At 74.9% G+C, this 19,619-nt stretch carries 18 protein-coding genes; 7 read left to right on the forward strand and 11 right to left on the reverse strand.

The features are described from left to right. Positions 1-5: 5 nt before the first annotated feature. Entirely contained in the window at positions 6-326 is a 321-nt protein-coding gene (locus BMY88_RS16335) for a DUF4286 family protein (protein ID WP_091945761.1), read from the forward strand. An 18-nt stretch (positions 327-344) separates the two neighbouring features. Here the strand turns inward: BMY88_RS16335 and BMY88_RS16340 are convergent, their stop codons facing one another. Together BMY88_RS16340 and BMY88_RS16345 are read right to left on the reverse strand one after the other, a co-directional pair. After that, entirely contained in the window at positions 345-1,583 is a 1,239-nt protein-coding gene (locus BMY88_RS16340; RefSeq protein ID WP_091945763.1) for a cytochrome P450, read from the reverse strand. Then, positions 1,580-3,055, reverse strand: coding sequence for an aldehyde dehydrogenase (locus BMY88_RS16345; protein WP_091945766.1), 1,476 nt, complete (start codon positions 3,053-3,055; stop codon positions 1,580-1,582). Before BMY88_RS16345 ends, BMY88_RS16340 begins: the two co-directional genes overlap by 4 nt. Positions 3,056-3,179: 124 nt before the next feature. Here BMY88_RS16345 and BMY88_RS16350 point away from each other — a divergent pair, with 124 nt between their 5' ends. Together BMY88_RS16350 and BMY88_RS16355 are read left to right on the forward strand one after the other, a co-directional pair. Continuing rightward, positions 3,180-4,820, forward strand: a complete 1,641-nt coding sequence (locus tag BMY88_RS16350; RefSeq protein WP_091945769.1) for an N-acyl-D-amino-acid deacylase family protein — start codon at positions 3,180-3,182, stop codon at positions 4,818-4,820. After that, entirely contained in the window at positions 4,817-7,087 is a 2,271-nt protein-coding gene (locus BMY88_RS16355; RefSeq protein ID WP_091945771.1) for a CoA transferase, read from the forward strand. The genes BMY88_RS16350 and BMY88_RS16355 overlap by 4 nt, the downstream gene beginning before the upstream one ends. 84 nt (positions 7,088-7,171) lie before the next feature. Here BMY88_RS16355 and BMY88_RS16360 read toward each other — a convergent pair whose 3' ends face one another. The 5 genes from BMY88_RS16360 to BMY88_RS24695 all read right to left on the reverse strand — a co-directional run bounded on the left by BMY88_RS16360 (position 7,172) and on the right by BMY88_RS24695 (position 11,255). Continuing rightward, complete coding sequence (locus tag BMY88_RS16360; RefSeq protein WP_091945774.1) at positions 7,172-8,419, reverse strand: amidohydrolase family protein; 1,248 nt, start codon at positions 8,417-8,419, stop codon at positions 7,172-7,174. A gap of 69 nt (positions 8,420-8,488) precedes the next feature. After that, entirely contained in the window at positions 8,489-9,334 is an 846-nt protein-coding gene (locus tag BMY88_RS16365; RefSeq protein ID WP_091945777.1) for an SDR family NAD(P)-dependent oxidoreductase, read from the reverse strand. Positions 9,335-9,399: 65 nt separating this feature from the next. Beyond that, positions 9,400-10,581 (reverse strand): thiolase C-terminal domain-containing protein, encoded by a 1,182-nt coding sequence (locus BMY88_RS16370; protein ID WP_091945780.1) that lies wholly within the window; start codon positions 10,579-10,581, stop codon positions 9,400-9,402. Next, a complete protein-coding gene (locus BMY88_RS16375; protein ID WP_091945783.1) occupies positions 10,581-11,000 on the reverse strand; it encodes a Zn-ribbon domain-containing OB-fold protein in 420 nt (139 codons plus the stop codon). Before BMY88_RS16375 ends, BMY88_RS16370 begins: the two co-directional genes overlap by 1 nt. Before the next feature lie 24 nt (positions 11,001-11,024). Beyond that, positions 11,025-11,255 carry a CoA transferase gene (locus BMY88_RS24695; RefSeq protein WP_091945786.1) on the reverse strand — a complete coding sequence of 77 codons (231 nt, stop codon included), beginning with the start codon at positions 11,253-11,255 and terminating at the stop codon, positions 11,025-11,027. 127 nt (positions 11,256-11,382) lie between these two features. On the opposite strand from BMY88_RS24695, the gene BMY88_RS16385 reads away from it, so the two are divergent. Beyond that, positions 11,383-12,369, forward strand: coding sequence for an LLM class flavin-dependent oxidoreductase (locus BMY88_RS16385; protein WP_091945790.1), 987 nt, complete (start codon positions 11,383-11,385; stop codon positions 12,367-12,369). Then, a complete protein-coding gene (locus tag BMY88_RS16390; RefSeq protein WP_091945794.1) occupies positions 12,366-14,657 on the forward strand; it encodes a CoA transferase in 2,292 nt (763 codons plus the stop codon). The genes BMY88_RS16385 and BMY88_RS16390 overlap by 4 nt, the downstream gene beginning before the upstream one ends. A 119-nt stretch (positions 14,658-14,776) precedes the next feature. Here the strand turns inward: BMY88_RS16390 and BMY88_RS16395 are convergent, their stop codons facing one another. The 4 genes from BMY88_RS16395 to BMY88_RS16410 all read right to left on the reverse strand — a co-directional run bounded on the left by BMY88_RS16395 (position 14,777) and on the right by BMY88_RS16410 (position 17,582). Beyond that, on the reverse strand, positions 14,777-15,187 hold the full coding sequence (locus tag BMY88_RS16395) for a nuclear transport factor 2 family protein (protein WP_091945798.1): 411 nt from the start codon (positions 15,185-15,187) through the stop codon (positions 14,777-14,779). A 2-nt stretch (positions 15,188-15,189) separates the two neighbouring features. After that, positions 15,190-16,389 (reverse strand): amidohydrolase family protein, encoded by a 1,200-nt coding sequence (locus BMY88_RS16400; RefSeq protein ID WP_091945801.1) that lies wholly within the window; start codon positions 16,387-16,389, stop codon positions 15,190-15,192. 129 nt (positions 16,390-16,518) lie between these two features. Then, entirely contained in the window at positions 16,519-16,914 is a 396-nt protein-coding gene (locus BMY88_RS16405; RefSeq protein ID WP_211435684.1) for a nuclear transport factor 2 family protein, read from the reverse strand. Beyond that, positions 16,911-17,582 carry a TetR/AcrR family transcriptional regulator gene (locus BMY88_RS16410; RefSeq protein WP_091945804.1) on the reverse strand — a complete coding sequence of 224 codons (672 nt, stop codon included), beginning with the start codon at positions 17,580-17,582 and terminating at the stop codon, positions 16,911-16,913. Before BMY88_RS16410 ends, BMY88_RS16405 begins: the two co-directional genes overlap by 4 nt. A gap of 158 nt (positions 17,583-17,740) precedes the next feature. On the opposite strand from BMY88_RS16410, the gene BMY88_RS16415 reads away from it, so the two are divergent. Then, a complete protein-coding gene (locus BMY88_RS16415) occupies positions 17,741-18,817 on the forward strand; it encodes a Zn-dependent alcohol dehydrogenase (protein WP_091945888.1) in 1,077 nt (358 codons plus the stop codon). Positions 18,818-18,826: 9 nt separating this feature from the next. After that, positions 18,827-19,603, forward strand: a complete 777-nt coding sequence (locus tag BMY88_RS16420; protein ID WP_091945807.1) for an SDR family NAD(P)-dependent oxidoreductase — start codon at positions 18,827-18,829, stop codon at positions 19,601-19,603. The last annotated feature ends 16 nt before the right edge of the window (positions 19,604-19,619 follow it).

The raw sequence follows: 19,619 nt of genomic DNA on the forward strand, positions 1-19,619 counted from the left end.
CACACGTGCGCAAGGGCATCTTCGTCGTCCAGGCGGCGCCGGCCGACCCGTCCCGCGAGGACGAGTTCAACGACTGGTACTCCGGGACCCACGTCCCGGAGCTGCTCGCCGTCGAGGGCTTCGTCAGCGCGCGCCGCTACAGGCTGACCGGCGACGACGGCTCGGCGACCCACCCCTACCTGGCGGTCTACGAGATCGAGGCCGAGGACCTGGCCGCGCCGCTGCGGGAGCTGCGCCGGCGCGCGGCCGAGGGCGGGTCCACGCCCAGCACGGCGCTGCGCCTGGACCCGCCGCCGATCACCGCGCTCTACGAGCTCCTCGACTGAGCCTCCCGCCGCGGGGGCTCACCCGCGGCGCGGGCCCGGGCGGAACCGGATCGGGATCCGCATCGGCGCGCGGTTGAAGGCCGTGTGGAACGGCAGCGTCTCCTCCGGCTCGAGCAGCTCGACGTCGTGCAGCCGGTCCAGGACCTCGGTGAGGGCCACGGTGAGGTTCATCCGGGCCAGGTTGGAGCCGACGCACCGGTGGGGCCCCGCCCCGAAGGCCAGGTGCCGGTTGTGCCGGCGGTCGAGGTCGAAGGCGTCCGGCTCGGGGAACTCCGCCTCGTCGCGGTTGGCCGAGGCCCAGGAGATGTAGACCTTCTCGCCCGGCTCCACCGCGGTGCCGGCCAGCTCGGTGCGCTGCCGGACGGTCCGGCCGATGGCCAGGAACGACCCGTCGAGGCGCAGCAGCTCCTCGACGGCGGCGGGCATCCTCTCCGGCCGGGCCCGGATCTCGTCGGCCACGTGCGGCTCCCGGACGAAGCGCAGCATCGCCGCGCCGAGGACGCCGGCCGTCGTCTCCAGCCCGCCGAGGATGAGCAGCAGCACCATGCCCAGCACCTCGGTGTCGCTGATCGGGCGGCCCTCGATCTCCGCGCCCAGGATCGCGTCGACGATGTCGCCCTTCGGCGGCTGCGCCCGCCGCTGCTCGAGGAACGCGTGGATCCAGCCGTGCAGCTGCGCCCAGATCTCCTTGACGTCCGGGTTGCTCGGCATCGACGCCTGCTGGGCCAGGCCCGCGACGTGCTCGACCTCCTCGGGCGGGGCGTTGAGCACCATGCCGAAGAACGCCCGGCCCGGGAACGGCATGGCGAGGTCGGCCATGAAGTCGCAGGTCCCGGCCTCGATGAACCGGTCGATCATCTCGGTGACCAGCGCGCGGGTGGCCGCCTCGTGGGGGCGGACGAGGGCGGGGGTGAGGTGGGCGCTGATCAGCTTCTTGTAGACGCGCTGCAGCGGCGGGTCCACGGTCTCGGGGATCGCGGGGATGGTCATCGTCGTGGCGGGGATGCCCACGCCCAGTTCGGAGCTGAACGTCTCCCAGTCCTGGGCGACGCGGAACACGTCGTCGTAGCGGCTCACCACCCAGAACCCGCCGCGGGCGTCGCTGCGGGTGATCGGCCACTGCGCGCGCAGCCGCGCGTAGGTCGGGTGCACCGCGCTGCCGAACTCCGGCGCCAGGTAGTCGAAGTGCTCCGCGCACCACTCGTCCGACAGAGGGGTGGCGACGGGACCGGCGAGGCCGGTCGTGTCGGCGCTCATGCGCCCGCTCCGCCGGCGACCAGCGCCGGGGGGAGCCCGATGCTGCGGGGCTCGAGGAACGCGGTCAGCCCCTCGGGCCCGAGCTCGCGGCCCAGCCCGGACTGCTTGAACCCGCCGAAGGGCACCAGCGGGAACGGCGGGTAGGTGCCGTTGACCGCGATGCTGCCGGTGCGCACCCGCTTCGCGATCCGCACGCCGCGGGCCGGGTCGGCCGACCACACCCCGCCGGAGAGGCCGTAGGGCGAGTCGTCGGCGATCCGGACCGCCTCGTCCTCGTCGGCGTAGGGGATCAGGCACAGGACCGGCCCGAAGATCTCCTCGCGGGCGACGCGCATGGAGTTGTCGACGTCGGCCAGGATCGTGGGCTCGACGTACCAGCCGCGCGGCAGGTGGGCGGGGCGACCGCCGCCCGCGGCGGCCCGGGCGCCGTCGCCGAGGGCCGAGGCGATGTAGCCCTCCACCCGGGCGCGCTGCCGCTCGGCGACCAGCGGGCCGACGACCGTGGCCGGGTCGTGCGGATCGCCGACGGCGATGTGCGCGGCAGCAGCGGCGGCGGCGTCGACGGCCTCGGCGTAGCGCGAGCGCGGCACCAGCACTCGGGTGTGCGCCCCGCAGACCTGCCCGGACAGGTGCATGCCGCCGTGCACGAGCGCCGGGAGCACCGTGCCGAGGTCGGCGTCGTCGAGCACGATCGCCGCCGACTTGCCCCCGAGCTCCAGCGAGACCCGCTTCACCTGCTCGCCGCAGAGGCTCATGATCCGCTTGCCGGCGGCGGTGGAGCCGGTGAACGCGACCTTGTCGACGCCGGGGGAGCGGACCAGGTGCTCGCCGACCTCGCGCCCGGCCGGCACGACGCTGACCACGCCCTCGGGGACGCCCGCCTCCGCCAGCGCCTCGGCCAGCACGAAGTTCGACAGCGGCGCCTCCGGCGGGGGCTTGAGCACGATGGTGCAGCCCGCGGCCAGGGCCGGCGCGGCCTTCCAGGCGGCCAGCGTGACCGGCGCGTTCCACGGCACGATGCCCGCGACGACGCCGACCGGCTCCTGCGTCACCAGCCCGGCCCGGGCGCCGTCGACCACCTCGCGCTCGAAGCCGAAGGTGCGGATCAGGTCGGCGTAGTAGCTGAAGACGGTCGAGACCATACCCTGGGCGCGCGGCGCCTGGCTGATCGCGATGCCCATCTCGTCGACGACGACGCCGGCGATGTCGCCCTCCCGCTTGCGCAGGACGGCTGCCGCCTCGGCCAGGACGTCGGCCCGCTCGGCGGGGGACATGCGCGGCCAGGGGCCCTCGTCGAAGGCCTCGCGGGCGGCGGCCACGGCGCGGTCGGCGTCGGCCTCGGTGGCGAGCGGGACCTGTCCGACGACCTCCTCGGTGGAGGGCGAGACGACCGGGAGCACCTCGTCGCCGTCGGGGGCGGTCCACCTGCCCCCGATGAAGAACTCGCGCCGATACATCAGCCGGTCGTCCACGGTTCCTCCGCCGATCCCCTCGCCCATCCGGTCGCGTGCGGGTCCAGTACAACTGAGTGAGAGCTCACTTGCCAAGCCCTCCGGGCGCCGATTAGCGTCCCGGCAGCGACCGATCGGAGCATCCATGGACCTGCTGTTGCGCGGAGCCTCTCTCGTCGACGGGAGCGGTGCGCCGGCCAGGGCCGCGGACGTCGCCGTCGAGGGCGACCGGATCGTCGCCGTCGGCCCGCCCGGGGAGCTGCGGCCGGGCCCGTCGACCGAGGTCGTGCACCTCGACGGGCTGACCCTCGCGCCCGGGTTCATCGACATCCACACGCACTACGACGCGCAGATCCTGTGGGACGGCGACCTGACCCCGTCCAGCTGGCACGGGGTCACCAGCGTCGTCATGGGCAACTGCGGCTTCGCCGTCGCGCCGACCCGGCCCGAGCACCGCGAGACCGTCGTCCGCACGTTCGAGAACGTCGAGGGCATGTCCATGGCCGCCCTCGACGAGGGCATCGACTGGTGCTTCGAGACGTTCCCGGAGTACCTCGCGGCCCTGGACGCGCGCGCCAAGCGGCTCAACGTCGGCGCCTTCGTCGGGCACTCGACGCTGCGGCTGTACGCGCTGGGGGGCGAGGAGCGGCCCGCCACCCCGGCCGAGCTCGAGACGATGCGTGGCCTGCTGCGCGAGGCGCTGGAGCTGGGGGCGGTCGGCTTCTCGACCTCGCGCCAGCCCAACCACCAGGGCGCGTACGGGCGGCCGGTGCCCAGCCGGTTCGCCGAGGTCGACGAGGTGTACGCGCTGACGTCGGTGCTCGGCGAGCTCGGCAAGGGCGTCGTCGAGGTGTCGATCGGCCCCGGCCTGTGGCTGGAGCAGTTCTCCGAGCTGTCGCAGCGCTACGGCGTCCCGGTGACCTGGACGGCGCTGGTGGCCCGGGCCGACAAGCCGGGGGCGGCGATGCGGACCGTCGAGCGCGGCGGCGCGCTGCCCGGCGAGGTCTACCCGCAGATCGCCTGCCGGCCGATCGTCTTCCAGACCACGATGGCCGATCCGACCAACCTCGGCGAGATCGACGAGTGGAAGGAGGTCCTCGCCGTCCCCCGGGAGCGGCGGTCCGACCTCTACCGCGACCCCGCCTGGCGCGACCGGGCCCGCCCGACGACGCTCGCCGCCTGGGCGCACCGCTGGTCCAAGATCGACGTCGAGGAGACGGTGCAGCACGCCGACCTGGTGGGCGTCCCGCTGGACGCGCTCGCGGAGCAGCGGGGCACGACCCCGTTCGACCTGATGCTCGACCTCGCGCTCGCCGACGACCTGGCGACCCGGTTCCGGGTGGTCATGGACAACGACGGCGAGGAGGAGATGGGCGACCTGCTCGCCGACAAGCGCACCCTGCTCGGCCTCTCCGACGCCGGCGCGCACGCGAGCCAGCTGTGCGACGCCTGCTACTCCACCCACCTGCTCGGCCACTGGGTGCGCGAGCGGAAGGCGCTGTCGCTGGAGGACGCGGTCTGGCGGCTCACCGGGCACCCCGCGCACGCCTTCCGGATCCCGGAGCGCGGCCTGGTCCGGGAGGGCTACTTCGCCGACCTCGTCGCCTTCGACCCCGCGACGGTGGGCACGACGCCGGTCGAGCGCGTGTACGACCAGCCCGGCGGGGCCGACCGGCTGATCGTGCGGAGCACCGGCATCGCCCGCACCTGGGTCAACGGGGTGGCCACGCGGGTCGACGGGACCGACGTCGACGGCGTCGCCCCCGGCCGCCTGCTGCGGGTGTGACCGCCGCACTGGCGGGCCTGCGGGTCGTCGAGGTCGCGCTGGGAGTTCCCGACGTGGGCGCCGGCCTGGCCACCCACCTCCCCGGCCGGCTGCTGGCCGACCTCGGCGCGCACGTCACGCACGTGCGGTCGCGCCGGCGCTCGACCCTGGACGCCGGGGTGGAGTCCGCCCGGGCCTGGGACCGCGGCAAGGAGGTCGTCGAGGTCGACGACGAGGAGCTCGCGGCGGCCGCGGGGACGGTCGCCGGGCTGGCCCGCGACGCCGACGTGCTCCTCCTCGCCGGCGCCGAGGAGCGGCTGGAGCGCCAGGGGCTGACCTGGGCCGCGCTGTCGGCGGCGAACCCGCGGCTGGTCGTCGTCCGGCTGCGGCCGAGCGCCACCGCCCGCGGCCCGCTGCCCGACCTCGAGCTCCTGGTCGCCGCCCGCGCCGGGCTGCTGACCCAGATCCGCGGTTCCCGGCCGGGACCGGTCTTCGCCGACCTCGCGATCGGCGCCGCGGGCGCCGGGCTGTCGGCGACGGTCGGCGCGCTCGCGGCGCTCTACGAGCGGGAGTCCACCGGCCGCGGCGGCTGGGCGGAGACGTCGCTGTACGACGGGCTGCAGGCGCTGCTGCCGATGATCCTCGGCCGGGTCGAGCACCACTCGCCGACGACGGCCCTGCTGTGGCGGGACCAGGGTCCGGCCGAGTCGCTGTGCTACCGGTGCGCCGACGGGGAGTACGTCCAGCTCTGGTTCGGCGCGGCCGGTGCCTACGAGGCGTTCCTGGAGCACATGGGCGAGCCGCCCAGCGAGCGCGGCTACAACGCCGACCTGATGAGCGGCGCGATGGTCGAGCGCGGCCGGCGATGGGCGGCGGCGTTCGCCACCCGGGAGCGGGAGCACTGGCTGGCCTCGCTGGCGGGGCAGCGGTTCCGCTGCGAGCCGGTGTGGCGGCCCGGCGAGGCGCTGCGGGACGCACACGTCCGCGAGATCGGGCTGGCGGTGCCGCACGAGGACCCCGAGCGGGGCCGGCTGACGGTGCTGGGGCCGGCGATCCGGGTGACGGCGGCCGGTAACTCGGCAGCGGCGCCCGTCCCGGCCGGGGGCCGGCTGCTCGAGGGCGTGCGCGTGCTGGACCTGTCGGCGTACCTCGCCGGGCCGATCGCGCCGCTGGTGCTGGCCGAGCTGGGCGCCGACGTCGTCAAGGTCGAGCCCACCACCGGCGACGCCCACCGGAGCATGCAGCCGATGTTCGCCGCCGGTCAGCGGGGCAAGCGGGCGCTGGCCCTGGACCTCAAGTCCCCGGACGCCGCCGAGGTGCTCGACCGCCTGTTCCGCTGGAGCGACGTCGTCCACTCCAACGCGCGGGTCGGGCTGGCCGAGCGCCTCGGGTACGACGAGACGACCGTCCGGGCCGCCAACCCCGACGTCGTGCACAGCTTCGCCAGCGGGTTCGGCGAGTCCGGGCCGCGCGCCCTGCTGCCGAGCAACGACCAGCTCATGCAGGCGCTGGCCGGGATCGAGGCCGCGCAGGCCGGCGAGGGCCGGCCCCCGACGTACCTCGTCTGGGGCGCGGTCGACGTCACGGGTGGCTGGATCGCCGCGGTCGGCATCCTCGCCGGCCTGTACGCGCGGCGGCGCGGGGGCGGCGGGCAGTCGGTGGCCAGCAGCCTGCTCGGCGCCGGCCTGACGCTGAAGTCCGGCGCGTTCCTGGCCGGGGACGACGTCGTCGTCGGGCCCCGGGTGGACGCCGCGGAGACCGGGTACGGCGCGGCCTACCGCATCTACCGGGCCGGCGACGGGGCCTGGTTCGCCCTCGCCGCCCCGGACGCCGCGGCCTGGTCGGCGCTGCGCCGGGTGGTCGGCGTCGAGGGGCTGTCGGAGTGCCCGCCGCCGCTGCGCACCGCGGTTGCCGGCCCGCAGCCCGACGAGCTCCTGCTGGAGTCCGCGTTCGCCGCCCGGCCCGCGGGCGAGTGGGTGCGGGAGCTGTCGGCGGCGGGGGTTCCGGTCGAGCCGGTCGTCGAGGCCGACCGCAGCGCGTTCGTGGCCGGCGTCGTCGACGACCCGGTCAACCGGCAGCGCGGCCGGGTGACGGACCACGTCTGGGGCGACCTGGGGCGCGTCGAGCAGCCGTGCCTGCCGCCGCGGCTGGGGCCCGAGCCGCAGCCGCGGGCCGCCGCCGGCATCCCCGGGCTGGGGGAGCACACCGCGGAGGTCCTGGCGCTGCTCGGCTTCGACGCCGGGCAGCGGGCCGCGCTCGCGGCGAACGGCTCGGTGGCCGGGGGCTGAACGCCCGCCGCCGCATCGCCGATCATCGGCGGGTGGCTGCGCGACCCGCCGACGGGGGGCGCCACCTGCCGATCATCGACGCCGCTACGGGACCGGCTGGGCAGCGAGCTCGGTGACGACCGCCGGCCAGCCCGGGCCGCTCGGCAGCGGGTGGCGGAACAGCCGCGCCGCGTTCCCGCCCGCGATCATCGACGCCTCCTCGAACGGGATCCGCCCGAGGCGCTTGCGCAGCAGGTCCTGGGAGTGCGGCCACGTCGAGTCGGCGTGCGGGTAGTCGGTCTCGAACATGATGTGGTCGATCCCGATCAGGTGCCGCTGGTCGAGGGTGCTGGGGTCGTCGAGCATGCAGAAGTAGAAGTTCCGCCGCAGCGCCTCGCTGGGGGAGATGTCGAACTCCCACGCCTCGCCCGCGGCCGAGCCGGCGGAGTGCTCGGTGACGTAGTCGAGGCGGTCGATCGCCATCGGTACCCAGCCGATGCCGCCCTCGCTCAGGGCGATCTTCAGGTCCGGGTAGAGCGCCGGGATGCCCGCCCACGTCCAGTCCACGGCGGCGCAGAACGCCCCGCCGGGGAACATCGACACCTGCGTGTTGAGGCCGTTGCCCGGCGACCCCTGCAGCACGAACCCGCTCGCGCCCGCGTGCAGCGAGATGACCGTGTCGGTCTCCTGGCACGCCTCGAAGAACGGCCGCCAGTGCTCGCGGTCGGTGATCGGCGGCAGCTTGAGCAGCTGCGGGGACTCCATGAACGAGACCGAGGTGAACCCGAGCCCGGCGTTGCGGCGGACCTCCTCGGCGGCCAGCACCGGGTCCTGCAGCCACGGCAGCTGCATCGGGATGAAGCGCTCCGGGTGCGCCCCGTGCCACTCCTCGATCATCCAGCTGTTCCAGGCGCGGATCGCGGCCAGCCCGACCTCCTGGTCGCGGTTGAGCGACAGCACCCGGCCGGTGAAGCCCCACGCCCCGGACGGGAAGCACAGCGACGCCCAGATCCCGTCGACGTCCATGTCCTGCACCCGCCGGTCGACGTCCCAGCAGGCGGGGCGCATCTCGTCGAGGTTCAGGACGTCGTCGGTCCACTCCTCGCGCGGGCGGCCCGCGACCACGCTCAGACCGGTGTCGGCGTAGAAGCGGTCCTTGTAGAGCCAGGCCTCGGTGCCGTCGTCCCGGGTGACCAGCCGGGGGGCCCGGTCGCGCAGCTTCGCGGGGAAGCGCTTCTCGAAGAGGTCGGCGGGCTCGGTGAGGTGGTCGTCGACGGAGATGACCGTGTACGACCGCTCCCGGGGCTCCGGGTCGGGGAGCTGCTGCCACGTGCGTCGGGTCGTCGCCGTCATCTCGCCGTCCTCGTTAGAGAGTGTTCGCTCACTCAGTCTAGCGGTCCCGCGGCCCCGGCCGGGGAGCCGCTACCCCTCCTCGGGGGCCGGGACGGCGCGCAGGTAGGGCGCCATCATCAGCGGGGTCACCGCGAGGACGCCGGACTCCACCGGCAGCGTCACCCCGGTGATCCAGCGGGCCTCGTCGCTGGCCAGGAACACCGACGCCCAGCCGACGTCCCAGCCGTCGCCCGGGGTGCCGAGCAGGCCGGCCTCCGACCGCATCCGGTTCATGTACTCCGCGCGGGAGCCGGGCGCGCTCACCGACATCACCATCGGCGTGGTGATGTGGCCGGGGGCGATCGCGTTCACCCGGATGCCCTGCCGGCCGTGGGAGTAGGCCATGTCGACGGTCATCCCGATGAGCCCGGCCTTGGCCGCGGAGTAGGCGACGGTGCCGTCGCCCCGCAGCGCGGAGATGGACGAGATGTTCACGATCGACCCGCCCCCGGAGGCGGCCATCACCGGGACGGCGTACTTCGACGCGAGGAACGCCGTGCGCAGGTTGATCGCGAAGGCGCGGTCCCACGCCTCCTCGGTGACGTCGACGACGGTTCCGAGCGAGGCCAGGCCGATGTTGTTCACCAGGACGTCGACCGTGCCGAAGGCGTCGACGGCGGCCTGCACCATGGCCTCGCAGTCGTCGGCCCGCGTGCAGTCCGCGGCGAAGACCTGCGCCTGGCCGCCCTCCCACTCGATGATCGCCCGGGTCTCCTCGGCGCGCTCGGGGTGCAGGTCGACGAGCAGCACCCGCGCGCCCTCGCGCGCCAGCGTCACCGCGCTGGCCTTGCCGGTGCCGATCCCGGGGCCGGGCGTGGAGCCGGCGCCGGTGACGACGGCGACCTTCCCCTCGACCCGGCCGCGACGTTCCACCATCGGGAGTCCCTTCTGTCGTCGGACGAACGGTGCTGCGCACCGGGGCCCGCGGTCGGGCCCCGGGTCTACCAGCGGGTGAGCAGCGCGGCGCCGGCCTCGAAGCCGCCCACGTTGCCCAGGGCCACCACCTGCGCGCCGTCGACCTGGCGCTCGCCGGCCTCCCCGCGCAGCTGCCGCACGGCCTCGGCGGTGTGGCCGAAGCCGGCGTGCAGCCGGCCGCCGGAGAGCTGCCCGCCCCAGGTGTTGAGCGGCAGCTCGCCGCCGAGGGAGATGCGCGACCCGCCGTCGACGAAGTCGGCCGCCTCGCCGGTGCTGCAGAAGCCCAGGGCCTCCAGCCACCAGACGACCTCGATCGTGAAGCCGTCGTAGAGCTGGGCGACGTCGACGTCGGCCGGCCGCAGGTCCGTGCGCTCCCACATGGCGCGGGCCGCCCCGTGGCCGACCCGCCCCATGTCCTCCCACTGGTCCCACGACGGCCGGCCCTCCACGACCCCCGCCATGGCCTCGATCCGCACCGGTGCCCGCAGGTCTCCGGCGGTCTCGATCGCCGAGACGACGATCGCGGTCGCGCCGTCGGCCGGGACGTCGCAGTCGTACAGGCACATCGGCGTCGAGATCATCCGCGACTCGAGGTACGCCTCGAGGGTCAGCGGCGTGCGGTAGACCGCGTCCGGGTTCAGCGCGGCGTGCGCCCGCTGGGTCACCGGGATCCAGCCGAGCTGCTCGCGCGTGGCGCCGTACTCGTGCATGTACCGCATGGCGTACGGCGCGACCTGGCAGACCGGCGACAGCATGCCCACCGGCAGCAGCCAGGCGAGCGGGCCCTCGGCCACGGGCTTGGTGGAGCCGTACGCGGGGCGGCCCCCGGCGTTGCGCGCCGCGCTGCCCTCCTTGACCGTGCGCCAGATGACGGCGTGCCGCGCCTGCCCGGTCGCCACCGCCTGGGCGGTTCCGTAGAAGGGCAGCGCCAGGCCCTCGACGATGCCCTGGCGCCACGTCGTCCGCAGGCCGAGCGCGTCCTGGACCTCGTACAGGTTGCCGTTGGCGTAGCCGGGCAGGTTCGCCGCGCCGCCGCCGGGGAACGTGGCCAGGCCGTCGATGTCGTCGAGCCTCAGCCCGGCGTCGGCGACGGCCGCGGTGATCGCGTCGAGGGTGAGCTGCAGGCCCGAGCGGTCCACCTGGCGGCCGATCTGCGACTGGCCCACGCCGGAGACGACCACGCGCCGCTCGAGGTGCTCCGTGCCCATCAGGCGTCCGCCCCGGCGGCGATGAAGCTGGGGATCGCCTGCCCGCCCGGGCCGGGCTCGAAGCCGATGTCGACCAGCATGCCGATCCGGGTCTCCTCGGCCGGGCACCCGCGCAGCCGGCCGGTCACCCGGACGCCGGGGTGGGCGGGGAACTCGACGAGGACCATCGCGTACGGCACCTCGAGGTCGGGGAGCCACCGCTGGTGGTTCACCGTGAAGCTGTAGACGACGCCCCGGTCGGTGATCTCCGCGGTGCTGGTCTCCCGGCCGCGGCACGACCGGCAGATGCCGCGCGGCGGGAACGACGTCGCCCCGCAGGCGGTGCACTGCTCGACCACCAGCCGCCCCTCCTGCGCCGCCGACCAGAACGCCGCGGTCTCCTCGGTGACGGCAGGGGGGATGCCCGTCGTCGCGTCCATCCGCTCTCCTCCTGGCCCGGCCGGTCAGTTCCGCGCCGGCAGCGGACGAGCGTCCTGCACGACGGCCCCGGTGGCCAGCAGCGCGTCGATCTCCGCCCGGCCGAACGTCGACTCCGACCCGCCCGGGGCGACGTCGGCGACCCGGCCGACGGCCAGCACCTCGGCGCCCAGGTCGGCCAGCACCATGGTGCCGAACGGGCCCGGACCGCGGCCCTGCAGCTCGAGGACGCGGAGTCCGGCCAGTGGCCTGGGCATGACCCTCCTCCGGCGTCCGACGGGTGCAGAAGAAAATGTGCGCTCACTCTATACGGAGCCGGCGGCTGTTATGTTCGCGCCGGGGTCGCCGCTGGTGAGCGGCCCAGCCGACGTGCGAGGAGTCGTCGTGTCAGCCGAGCGGATCACCTTCGGAGCGGCCGCGATCCCGGAGCCCGACCGGGCCTGGCTGGCGGCGGTCGAGCGACTGCCGATCGACTCGGTGTGGCAGGGCGGGCACGTCCTCCCACCCAGCGACACCGGCGAGGCGATCACCCGGCTGGCGCTGATGACGGCGTGGACCGAGCGCGTCCGCGTCGGCACGGCCGTGCTGCTCCTGCCGCTCTACCACCCGGTGCTGGTCGCCAAGCAGCTCGCCGACCTCGACGCGCACTCCGGCGGCCGGGTGTCGGTCGGCATCGGCGTCGGCGGCGAGTTCCGCCACGAGTTCGACGCGCTGGGGGTCCCGGTCGCCTCCCGGGGTGCCCGCACCGACGAGGCGATCGAGGTGCTGCGGGCGCTGTGGGGCGGCGGACCGGTCAGCCACTCCGGCCCGGCCTTCTCCTTCGACGACGTGCAGCTGCGCCCGGTCCGCCCGCCGGGCGCGGACGGCCCGGCCGGGCGGCCGGGCGGACCGCCGCTGATCGTCTCCGGCCGCAAGGAGCCCGCGATGCGCCGGGCGGCCCGCGCCGGCGACGGCTGGCTGCCCTACCTGTTCTCGCCCGAGGCCTACGCGCGGTCGGTGCGGACCATCACAGCGCACGCGGCGGAGATCGGCCGCGACCTGGCCGGCTTCGAGTGGATGGCCTACGTCTACTGCTCGGTCCGCCGCGACGGCGACCGCGCCCGCGACGACGTGGCGACGTTCCTCGGCGGCGCCTACGGCGACAAGCCCGGCGCGATGCTCGACCGGATCGCCCCGGCCGGCACCCCCGAGGAGGTCGCCGCCCGCCTGCAGCAGTACGTCGACGCGGGGGTCCGGCACCTGGTCGTCTCCCCGGCGGCGCGCGAGGACACCCTCGGGGTCGTCACCCTGGCCGCCGAGGAGGTCCTGCCGAGGCTGACGCTGCCGGCCGGGGTCGAGGTCGGGGTGGCCGCGGAGGCCGGCGCACCGTGACCGCGCCCGGCGCGGGCCGGCCGCTGTCCGGCGTGCGGGTCGTCGAGGTCGCCGTGGGGGTCACCGACCTGGGGCTCGGCCCGGCCGGCGGGATGCCGGGGATGCTGCTGGCAGACCTGGGCGCCGAGGTGGTGCGGGTGGTCCCCGCCCGGGCGCCGGCGATCGACGCGGACGTGCCGTGGGGGCGGGCCTGGCACCGGGACAAGCGGATCCTCGCCACCGACGACCGCGACGTCGTCGCCGAGCAGCTGCGGGGCGCCGACATCGGATTCGTGTACGGGCCGGAGGAGCTCGTCGAGGGCCGGGGCCTGGGCTGGCGCGACCTGCGCGAGGAAGCCCCCGGGCTGGTCCACGTGCGGTGCCGGCCCAGTCGCACGTCCGCCGGTTCCGTGGCGGACTTCGGCCTGCTCGTGGAGGCGCGGTCGGGGCTGTGCACCCAGCTCGCCGGTCACCGCCCCGGCCCGATCTTCGTCGACGTCCGGACCGCGACGGCCGGCACGGCCTTCCTGCTGACGACGACGGCGCTGGCGCTGCTGCGCCGCCGGGTGCTCACCGGATCGGGCGGCTGGGGCGAGACCTCGCTGTACGACGGGATGCTCGCCTCGCTGGGCTGCATGGTCGGCCGGTCGGAGCGGGCGACGCCGGACGTGGAGAACTACTGGGCGAAGGGGTCGACCTACCCGAACTTCCTCTACCGCTGCGCCGACGGGGAGCTGGTCCAGGTCTGGTTCGGCGGCAAGGGGATGTACCGCGCGCTGATCGACGTCCTCGGCGACGAGCCCAGCGAGGCCGGCTACTACACCGACCAGCGGACCGGGCACCTGCAGGAGCGCGCCGTCCGGTGGCGGTCGTTCTTCGCGCAGCGGCCGCGCGACGCCTGGATCGCCGACCTGCGCCGCGCCGGCGTCGCCTGCGAGCCCGTGCACGCGCCGGGGGAGGCGCTGGCCGAGCCGCACCTGACCGAGGTGGGGCTCGCGGTGCCGCGCTCGGAGTGCGGGCACGACGACGTCGTCGTCGGATCGCCGCTGTCGGTCGCCCCGCTCGCCGGGTCCGCGGCGCCCGCTCCCGCGCCGCGGCCGCCGTCCGGGCGCGGCCTGCTCGCCGGGCTCCGGGTGCTCGACTTCTCCGCCTTCGTCGCCGGTCCGCTCGCCGCCGAGATCCTCGCCGACCTCGGCGCGGAGGTGGTCAAGGTCGAGCCGGTCGAGGGCGAGGCGATGCGCGCGGCCGCGTACGCGGTCGGTGCCTGCCAGCGCGGCAAGCGCAGCCTCGCCATGGACATCACGGCCGAGGAGGCACGGCCGGTCGTCGAGCGGCTCATCCGGTGGGCCGACGTGGTGCTGCACAACTTCCGCGTCGGGGTGTCGCAGCGGCTGGGCATCGACGAGGAGACCGTCGGCCGGCTGAACCCCGGTGCCGTCTACTGCCACGCCAGCGCGTTCGGCGCGACCGGCCCGCGGGCGAGGTTTCCGGGCAACGACGCGCTGATGCAGGCGCTCACCGGCCTCGAGGTCGCCGCGGGTGGCGCCGGAAACGACCCGCTGGCGGCCACGTGGGTGCCGATCGACATGGCCGGGGGCTGGTGCGCGGCCGTCGGCGTGCTCGCCGGGCTCTACCGCGCGGCCGCCGGCGGGGGCGGCCAGCGCGTGGCGACCAGCCTGCTGGGCACCGGGATGCTGCTGCACAGCGGCGTGTTCCTGCGCGACGGGGCACTCGTGCCCGGTCCGGCGCTGGACGGCGGGCAGACCGGGTACGGGCCGGGCTACCGCATCTACCGGGCGGGGAACGGCGACTGGTTCGCGCTCGTGGTCCCCGACGAGGCCGCGTGGGCGCGGCTCGGCCGCCTCGTCGACGGGCTGCCGTCGGAGTACGCGCCCCTGCGCGGGAGCGCCGGCGCGGGCCGGGCCGAGGAGGCCGAGCGGGTGCTGGAGCGCGCCTTCGCGACGGCGCCGGCGGGGGAGTGGGCCGGCCGGCTGCGGGCGGCGGGCGCGCTGGTCGAGCCGATCGTGCCGGTCGACCGGGACGGCTTCCGGCGGGGCGTGCTCGACGACCCGGTCAACCGCGAGCTCGGCCGGGTCGTCTCCTACGACACGGCCGACTGGGGGCGCTTCGAGCAGATCGGGCCGCTCCTGCGGACCGGCCCGGAGCCGGGCACGGGCCCGCGGCTCATGCTCCCCGGCATCGGCGAGCAGTCCGTGGAGGTGCTGGCGGAGCTGGGCGTGCCGGCGCCCGACATCGAGGCGCTGCTGTCGGCGGGCGTCGCGTTCCAGGGCCCGGCCGCGACTCCCTGACCGGAGGTGGAGCCGCGCCGTCGTCCCTGGCGCCGGGCCACGGCGCGGCTCCGGGGGCGGCACCCCGGCTCGACCCGCGGGCGAGGTCGGCGGGGGCCGAGGTCGGCGGAGGCCGAGGGTCAGCCGGGGCCGAGGTGGTCGGTCTCGGCGGGGGTGAAGGCCGCGTAGTGCGACCGCCACTCGACGATCCGCCCGGCGTCGTCCACGCGCATGAGGTCGGCGCCGGTCTTGTCGACGCCGTTGGGCAGGTGGACCGTGTAGACGAGCACGAGGCTGTCGGTGCCGGTGAAGCTGCCGTCGAGGGTGTACCGGATCCCGGGGGTGCGCCGCAGTGCGCCGTCGACGTACTCCCGCAGGGCGGCGGCGCCGACGATCGTCGTCCTCTTCGGGTCGCCGGTGGCGCGGACGACGAACGGCGAGCTGAACACCACGTCGTCGGCGTAGGGCGCCATGATCGTGTCGAGGTCCTCGCGGTTCCAGCCCTGCTCCCAGTGCTCGCTGAGCTCCGCGGCCAGCTTGTCGTCGAGCACGGTCAGCCCGCCAGGGCCGGCGCGCGGTCGGGCAGGCCCAGCAGCGCCGCCGTGTTGCCGCGCAGCACCGCACGCGCCACGTCCGGCGGGCATCCCTCGAGCCGGGCGACGTAGTCCAGCGGCTCGCGCAGCCCCTCCGGGTGCGGGTAGTCCGAGCCGAAGAGCACGTGTCCGGCGCCGAGGATCTCGATGAGCTCCGTGGCGTCGTCCTCGGGGAACGGCGAGATGTACAGGTGCTCGAGCAGGGCCTCGCTCGGCCGGTCGGGCAGGTCGCCGCCGAGCTTCGGTCCGCGGCGCCCGAGGGCGGCGGCCTTGTCCACGGTCTTGAGCAGCGGGCGCAGCCAGCTCGACCCGTTCTCGATCGAGATGATCTTCACCTTGGGGTGCCGGCCGAACAGGTTGTGCAGCGTCAGCGCGATCAGCGTGTCCACGAGCGGGCGCTCGGTGTTGCACAGCGCCCACTGCAGCGGCGACTGCTTGTGCGAGGGATTGCGCGGGTCCTCGCCCCACTGCGTTCCGTAGAAGTACTGGTAGCCGCTGTTGGACGTGTGCAGGACGACGGGGACGCCGGCCTCGGAGACCGTGTCCCAGAACGGGTCGAACCGCGGGTCGGCGGGGGAGTACCCGCCCACCGGCCCCGGGCAGAGGTGCACCAGCCGCGCGCCGGCCGCGATCACCCGGTGCAACTCGGTCATGGCCTGGTCGACGTCGAGCAGCGAGAGCATGGGGACGGCGAACAGGCGCCCGTCGTCGCCGTAGCCCCAGTCCTCCTCGAGCCAGCGGTTGAACGCCCGCAGGCTGGCGTAGGAGAGGTCGACGTCGTCGCGCATCTCGTACTCGACCGCGACCCCCAGCGTCGGCAGCATGATGGTCGCCTCGACCTGCTGGGTGTCCATCAGGGCCTTGCGCGCCGCGGCGTGGGTGAACGCCGGCTCGTCCTTGGCGTTGATGACCTCGCGGTGGGTGAAGCCGTCGGTGACCTTGCCGACGAACAGGCCCTGCAGCGCGCCCGGCGCCGAGGCGTGGTCGCCCGGCATGACGCTCATGAAGGTGCGCTGTCCGCGCAGGAAGATGCGGCCCAGCCCGTCCTCCCCGCGCACGACCGTGATGGTCCGGTCGGCGAACCGCGACTCGATGTGCCGGGTGAAGCAGTCGTCGGGCTCGTAGTAGTGCCCGTCGGCATCGATCAGTCGGTAGTCCATGGCGGGCTCCTCCGGTTCGCGACCCCAGGGGGCGCACCGCACAGCGGAAACGAAGTGAACGCCCAGTCACTAGTGTCGGGCCGCCCGCGGAGGGGTGTCAAGGCGACCGGCGGCGGGGAAGCGGGGGGATCAGGCCGGGGCGTCCAGGGTCGCGAGGAGCAGCGCGGTGTCCTGCTGGAACACCCGGATCTGCGACACGAGCCCGTCGGTGACCTCGAACAGCTCGACGACGTCGACCGTCGCCGAGCGGCCGGTTGCCGTCGCCGTCCAGGTCTGGGTGGTCACCTGCGCAGCGCCGTCGGCCCAGGCCGCGAGCCGCGGGGCGGAAATCGTGCGGGTCCAGTGCGCGGCGAACCGGGTGCCCATCTCGCCCATGCCGGCCCGGCCGTCGAACCAGCCGCCGTGCGGCAGGGACGCCGGCTGCTGGATCCGGAACCGCGGGTGCAGCAGGGAGAACGCGCCGTCGGGGTCGCCGGCGGCGAACCGCCGCGCCATCTCCTCGACGACGCCCACGGCGTCGCTCACCGCGCGCGGTCGCCGGGCTCGAGGCGGGGGAAGAAGCCGTCGATGGTGCCCTCGGTGACCAGGGAGAGGGCGCGGTCGCGGTCGGTGCCCTTTCCGTGGTGACCGTCCAGGGCGAGCATCAGCGCCATGCCCATCACCGCGCGGGCGGTGATGTCCTGCGCCCCGACGTGGTGGCCGTAGCGGTCCTCGACCGCCTGCCAGGCCGAGCCCAGCCGGTCCATCGCGACCGCGAAGTTCTCCCGGTAGAAGCGCCGGGCGACCTTGGGGTCGCCGAACAGGACCAGCCCCAGCAGGGGCAGCACGTCCTCGAGGGTCGCGGTGAGCTGGCGGTAGAGGCCGTGCAGCGTCTCCTTCTGCCGCTCGGGGGTGAGGGGCTCGTCGCGGTCGACCGACTCGGTCGCAGCGACCAGGGAGTCGACCGCCTCCCGCAGCGGCTCGACGACCGCTTCGATGAAGAGCTGGTCCTTGCTCTCGAAGTGGCGGTAGATCACGCCCTCGCTGACCCCGCCCTTGTCGGCGATGGCCCGGATGGTCGTGCCGTTCATGTCGCCGGCCTCGGTGAACGCCCGCCGGGCGGCCTTGAGGATCGAGCGCTTTCGCGCCTCGGCGGTGAGCCGTTTGCGCACCGGCGCGGCGGCGCCGCCGTCCGCAGGGATCGTCCGTGTCATGTTTCCTCCCGCACGTGCGCGGTCCCGCACCGTTCGCCGCGGAACCTTCCCGACTGTAGGCGCCCGGCCCGCACAGCGGAGGGAGTGCTCAGTCACAACGGTGCCTTCCTCACCTATATGGTGGAGCGAATGCTCGCTCACTATCCCGAGGGGTGCCGGTGAAGGTCGCGATCGCCGAGGAGGTGGGCAAGCCGCTCGTGCTGGCGGATCTGCCGGTGCCCGAGGTCGGCCCGCGGGACGTGCTGGTCCGCATCGCCGCCAGCGGGCTGTGCCACACCGATCTCCACGTCATCAACGGGTCCTCGGCGCTGCCGCTGCCGATCGTCCCCGGGCACGAGGCCTGCGGGATCGTCGAGGAGGTCGGGCGCGAGGTCCGCCGGGTCGTCGTGGGCGACCGCGTGCTCGCCTCCGTGGCGCCGGCCTGCGGCAGCTGCTGGTGGTGCGTCAACGGGATGTCGAACCAGTGCGAGCTCAACCCGCTGGTCAAGGCGGCCCAGCGGTTCCGGCTGCCCGACGGCCGCAGCGTCGGCGCGGTCTGCGGGTGCGGCACGTTCGCCGAGGCGATGGTGGTGCACGAGGCCTCGCTCGTGCCGGTGCAGACCGGCCTGTCCGACGAGCACCTCGCGCTGCTGGGCTGCGGGGTCACCACGGGGCTGGGCGCGGCGCTGATCACCGCCGGGGTGACGCCCGGGTCCAGCGTGGCCGTGATCGGCTGCGGCGGCGTCGGCCAGTCGGTGATCCAGGGGGCCCGCATCGCCGGGGCCGCCGTCATCGTCGCGATCGACCCGGTCGCCGAGCGCCGCGACAGCGGGCTGAAGGTCGGCGCGACGCACGCGGTCGACCCGGCCGACGCCGACCCGATCGAGCAGGTCCGCGCGCTGACCAGCGGCCGGGGTGCGGACTTCACGTTCGAGGTCGTGGGCCGCACCGAGCTGATGGTGCAGGCGTTCGACATGGCGCGGCAGCAGGGCACGGTGACCCTCGTGGGCATGCCGGGGGTCCGCGACCAGCTGACGCTGCCGGCCATCCGCGCGGTCTTCTCCGGCAAGAAGCTCGTGGGCTCGGTGGTCGGCGGCGCCCAGATCCTGCGCGACTTCCCCCGGTTCATCGCGCTCGCCGAGTCCGGCCGGCTCGACCTGGGCTCGATGGTGTCCCGGCGGATCTCCCTCGACGACATCAACCTCGGCATCGACCTGCTGACCCGCGCCGAGGGCGTGCGCACGGTCGTCGTCTAGGCCGCGGGCATGGGAAACGGCGTCCCCGAGGCGCTGCGCAGCTTCCTGCTGGACGGCCGGGTCGCCGTCGTCACCGGGGCTTCCTCCGGGCTGGGCGCGGGCATCGCACGGGCGCTGGCCTCGGCCGGCGCGCGGGTCGCGGTCGTCGCCCGCCGCCGCGACCGCCTGGAGGAACTCGCGGGGGAGATCGGCGGCCTCGCCGTGCCGTGCGACCTGGGCGACGCCGACCGGCTCGCCGACGTCGTCCCGGCCGTGGTCGAGGGGCTGGGCCCGCCGGAGATCCTGGTCAACACGGCCGGGAACATCTTCACGTACGAGGGCGCGGAGGCCGAGCCGCTGGAGGCGATCCGGCAGACGCTCGACCTGAACCTGGTCGCGCCGTTCCGGCTGGCCCAGGACGTCTTCCCGCACATGCTCGCCGCCGGCCGCGGCTCGGTCGTGCACGTCTCATCGATCAGCGGGCACGTCGGGATCTCGGGCATTCCGCAGGCCTCCTACGCGGCGAGCAAGGCGGGGCTGTCCGGGCTGACCGTCGACCTCGCCGTGCAGTGGGCCCGGCACGGCATCCGCGTGAACACCGTCGCCCCGGGCTTCTTCCGCAGCGAGATCACCGACGGCCTCTACGACGACGAGAAGTCGGCAGGCTACCTGCGCCGCAACACCCCGCTGCCGGTCGAGGGCACGGTCGAGGACATCGTCGGCGCGGTGCTCTGGCTGGCCTCGGACGCGGGCCGTTACGTGACCGGTCAGACCATCCGCGTCGACGGCGGCTGGACCGCGCGCTAGCCCCATCCGTTCGTGC

The organism is Trujillonella endophytica (assembly GCF_900110555.1).
GTDB lineage: Bacteria > Actinomycetota > Actinomycetes > Mycobacteriales > Geodermatophilaceae > Trujillonella > Trujillonella endophytica.

Bases quoted from the DNA above. Each gene is read 5' to 3' on its own strand.
- BMY88_RS16340 (WP_091945763.1), bottom strand. From the start codon at position 1,583: ATGAGCGCCGACACGACCGGCCTCGCCGGTCCCGTCGCCACCCCTCTG.
- BMY88_RS16350 (WP_091945769.1), top strand. From the start codon at position 3,180: ATGGACCTGCTGTTGCGCGGAGCCTCTCTCGTCGACGGGAGCGGTGCG.
- BMY88_RS16360 (WP_091945774.1), bottom strand. From the start codon at position 8,419: ATGACGGCGACGACCCGACGCACGTGGCAGCAGCTCCCCGACCCGGAG.
- BMY88_RS16365 (WP_091945777.1), bottom strand. From the start codon at position 9,334: ATGGTGGAACGTCGCGGCCGGGTCGAGGGGAAGGTCGCCGTCGTCACC.
- BMY88_RS16370 (WP_091945780.1), bottom strand. From the start codon at position 10,581: ATGGGCACGGAGCACCTCGAGCGGCGCGTGGTCGTCTCCGGCGTGGGC.
- BMY88_RS16375 (WP_091945783.1), bottom strand. From the start codon at position 11,000: ATGGACGCGACGACGGGCATCCCCCCTGCCGTCACCGAGGAGACCGCG.
- BMY88_RS24695 (WP_091945786.1), bottom strand. From the start codon at position 11,255: ATGCCCAGGCCACTGGCCGGACTCCGCGTCCTCGAGCTGCAGGGCCGC.
- BMY88_RS16400 (WP_091945801.1), bottom strand. From the start codon at position 16,389: ATGGACTACCGACTGATCGATGCCGACGGGCACTACTACGAGCCCGAC.
- BMY88_RS16410 (WP_091945804.1), bottom strand. From the start codon at position 17,582: ATGACACGGACGATCCCTGCGGACGGCGGCGCCGCCGCGCCGGTGCGC.
- BMY88_RS16420 (WP_091945807.1), top strand. From the start codon at position 18,827: ATGGGAAACGGCGTCCCCGAGGCGCTGCGCAGCTTCCTGCTGGACGGC.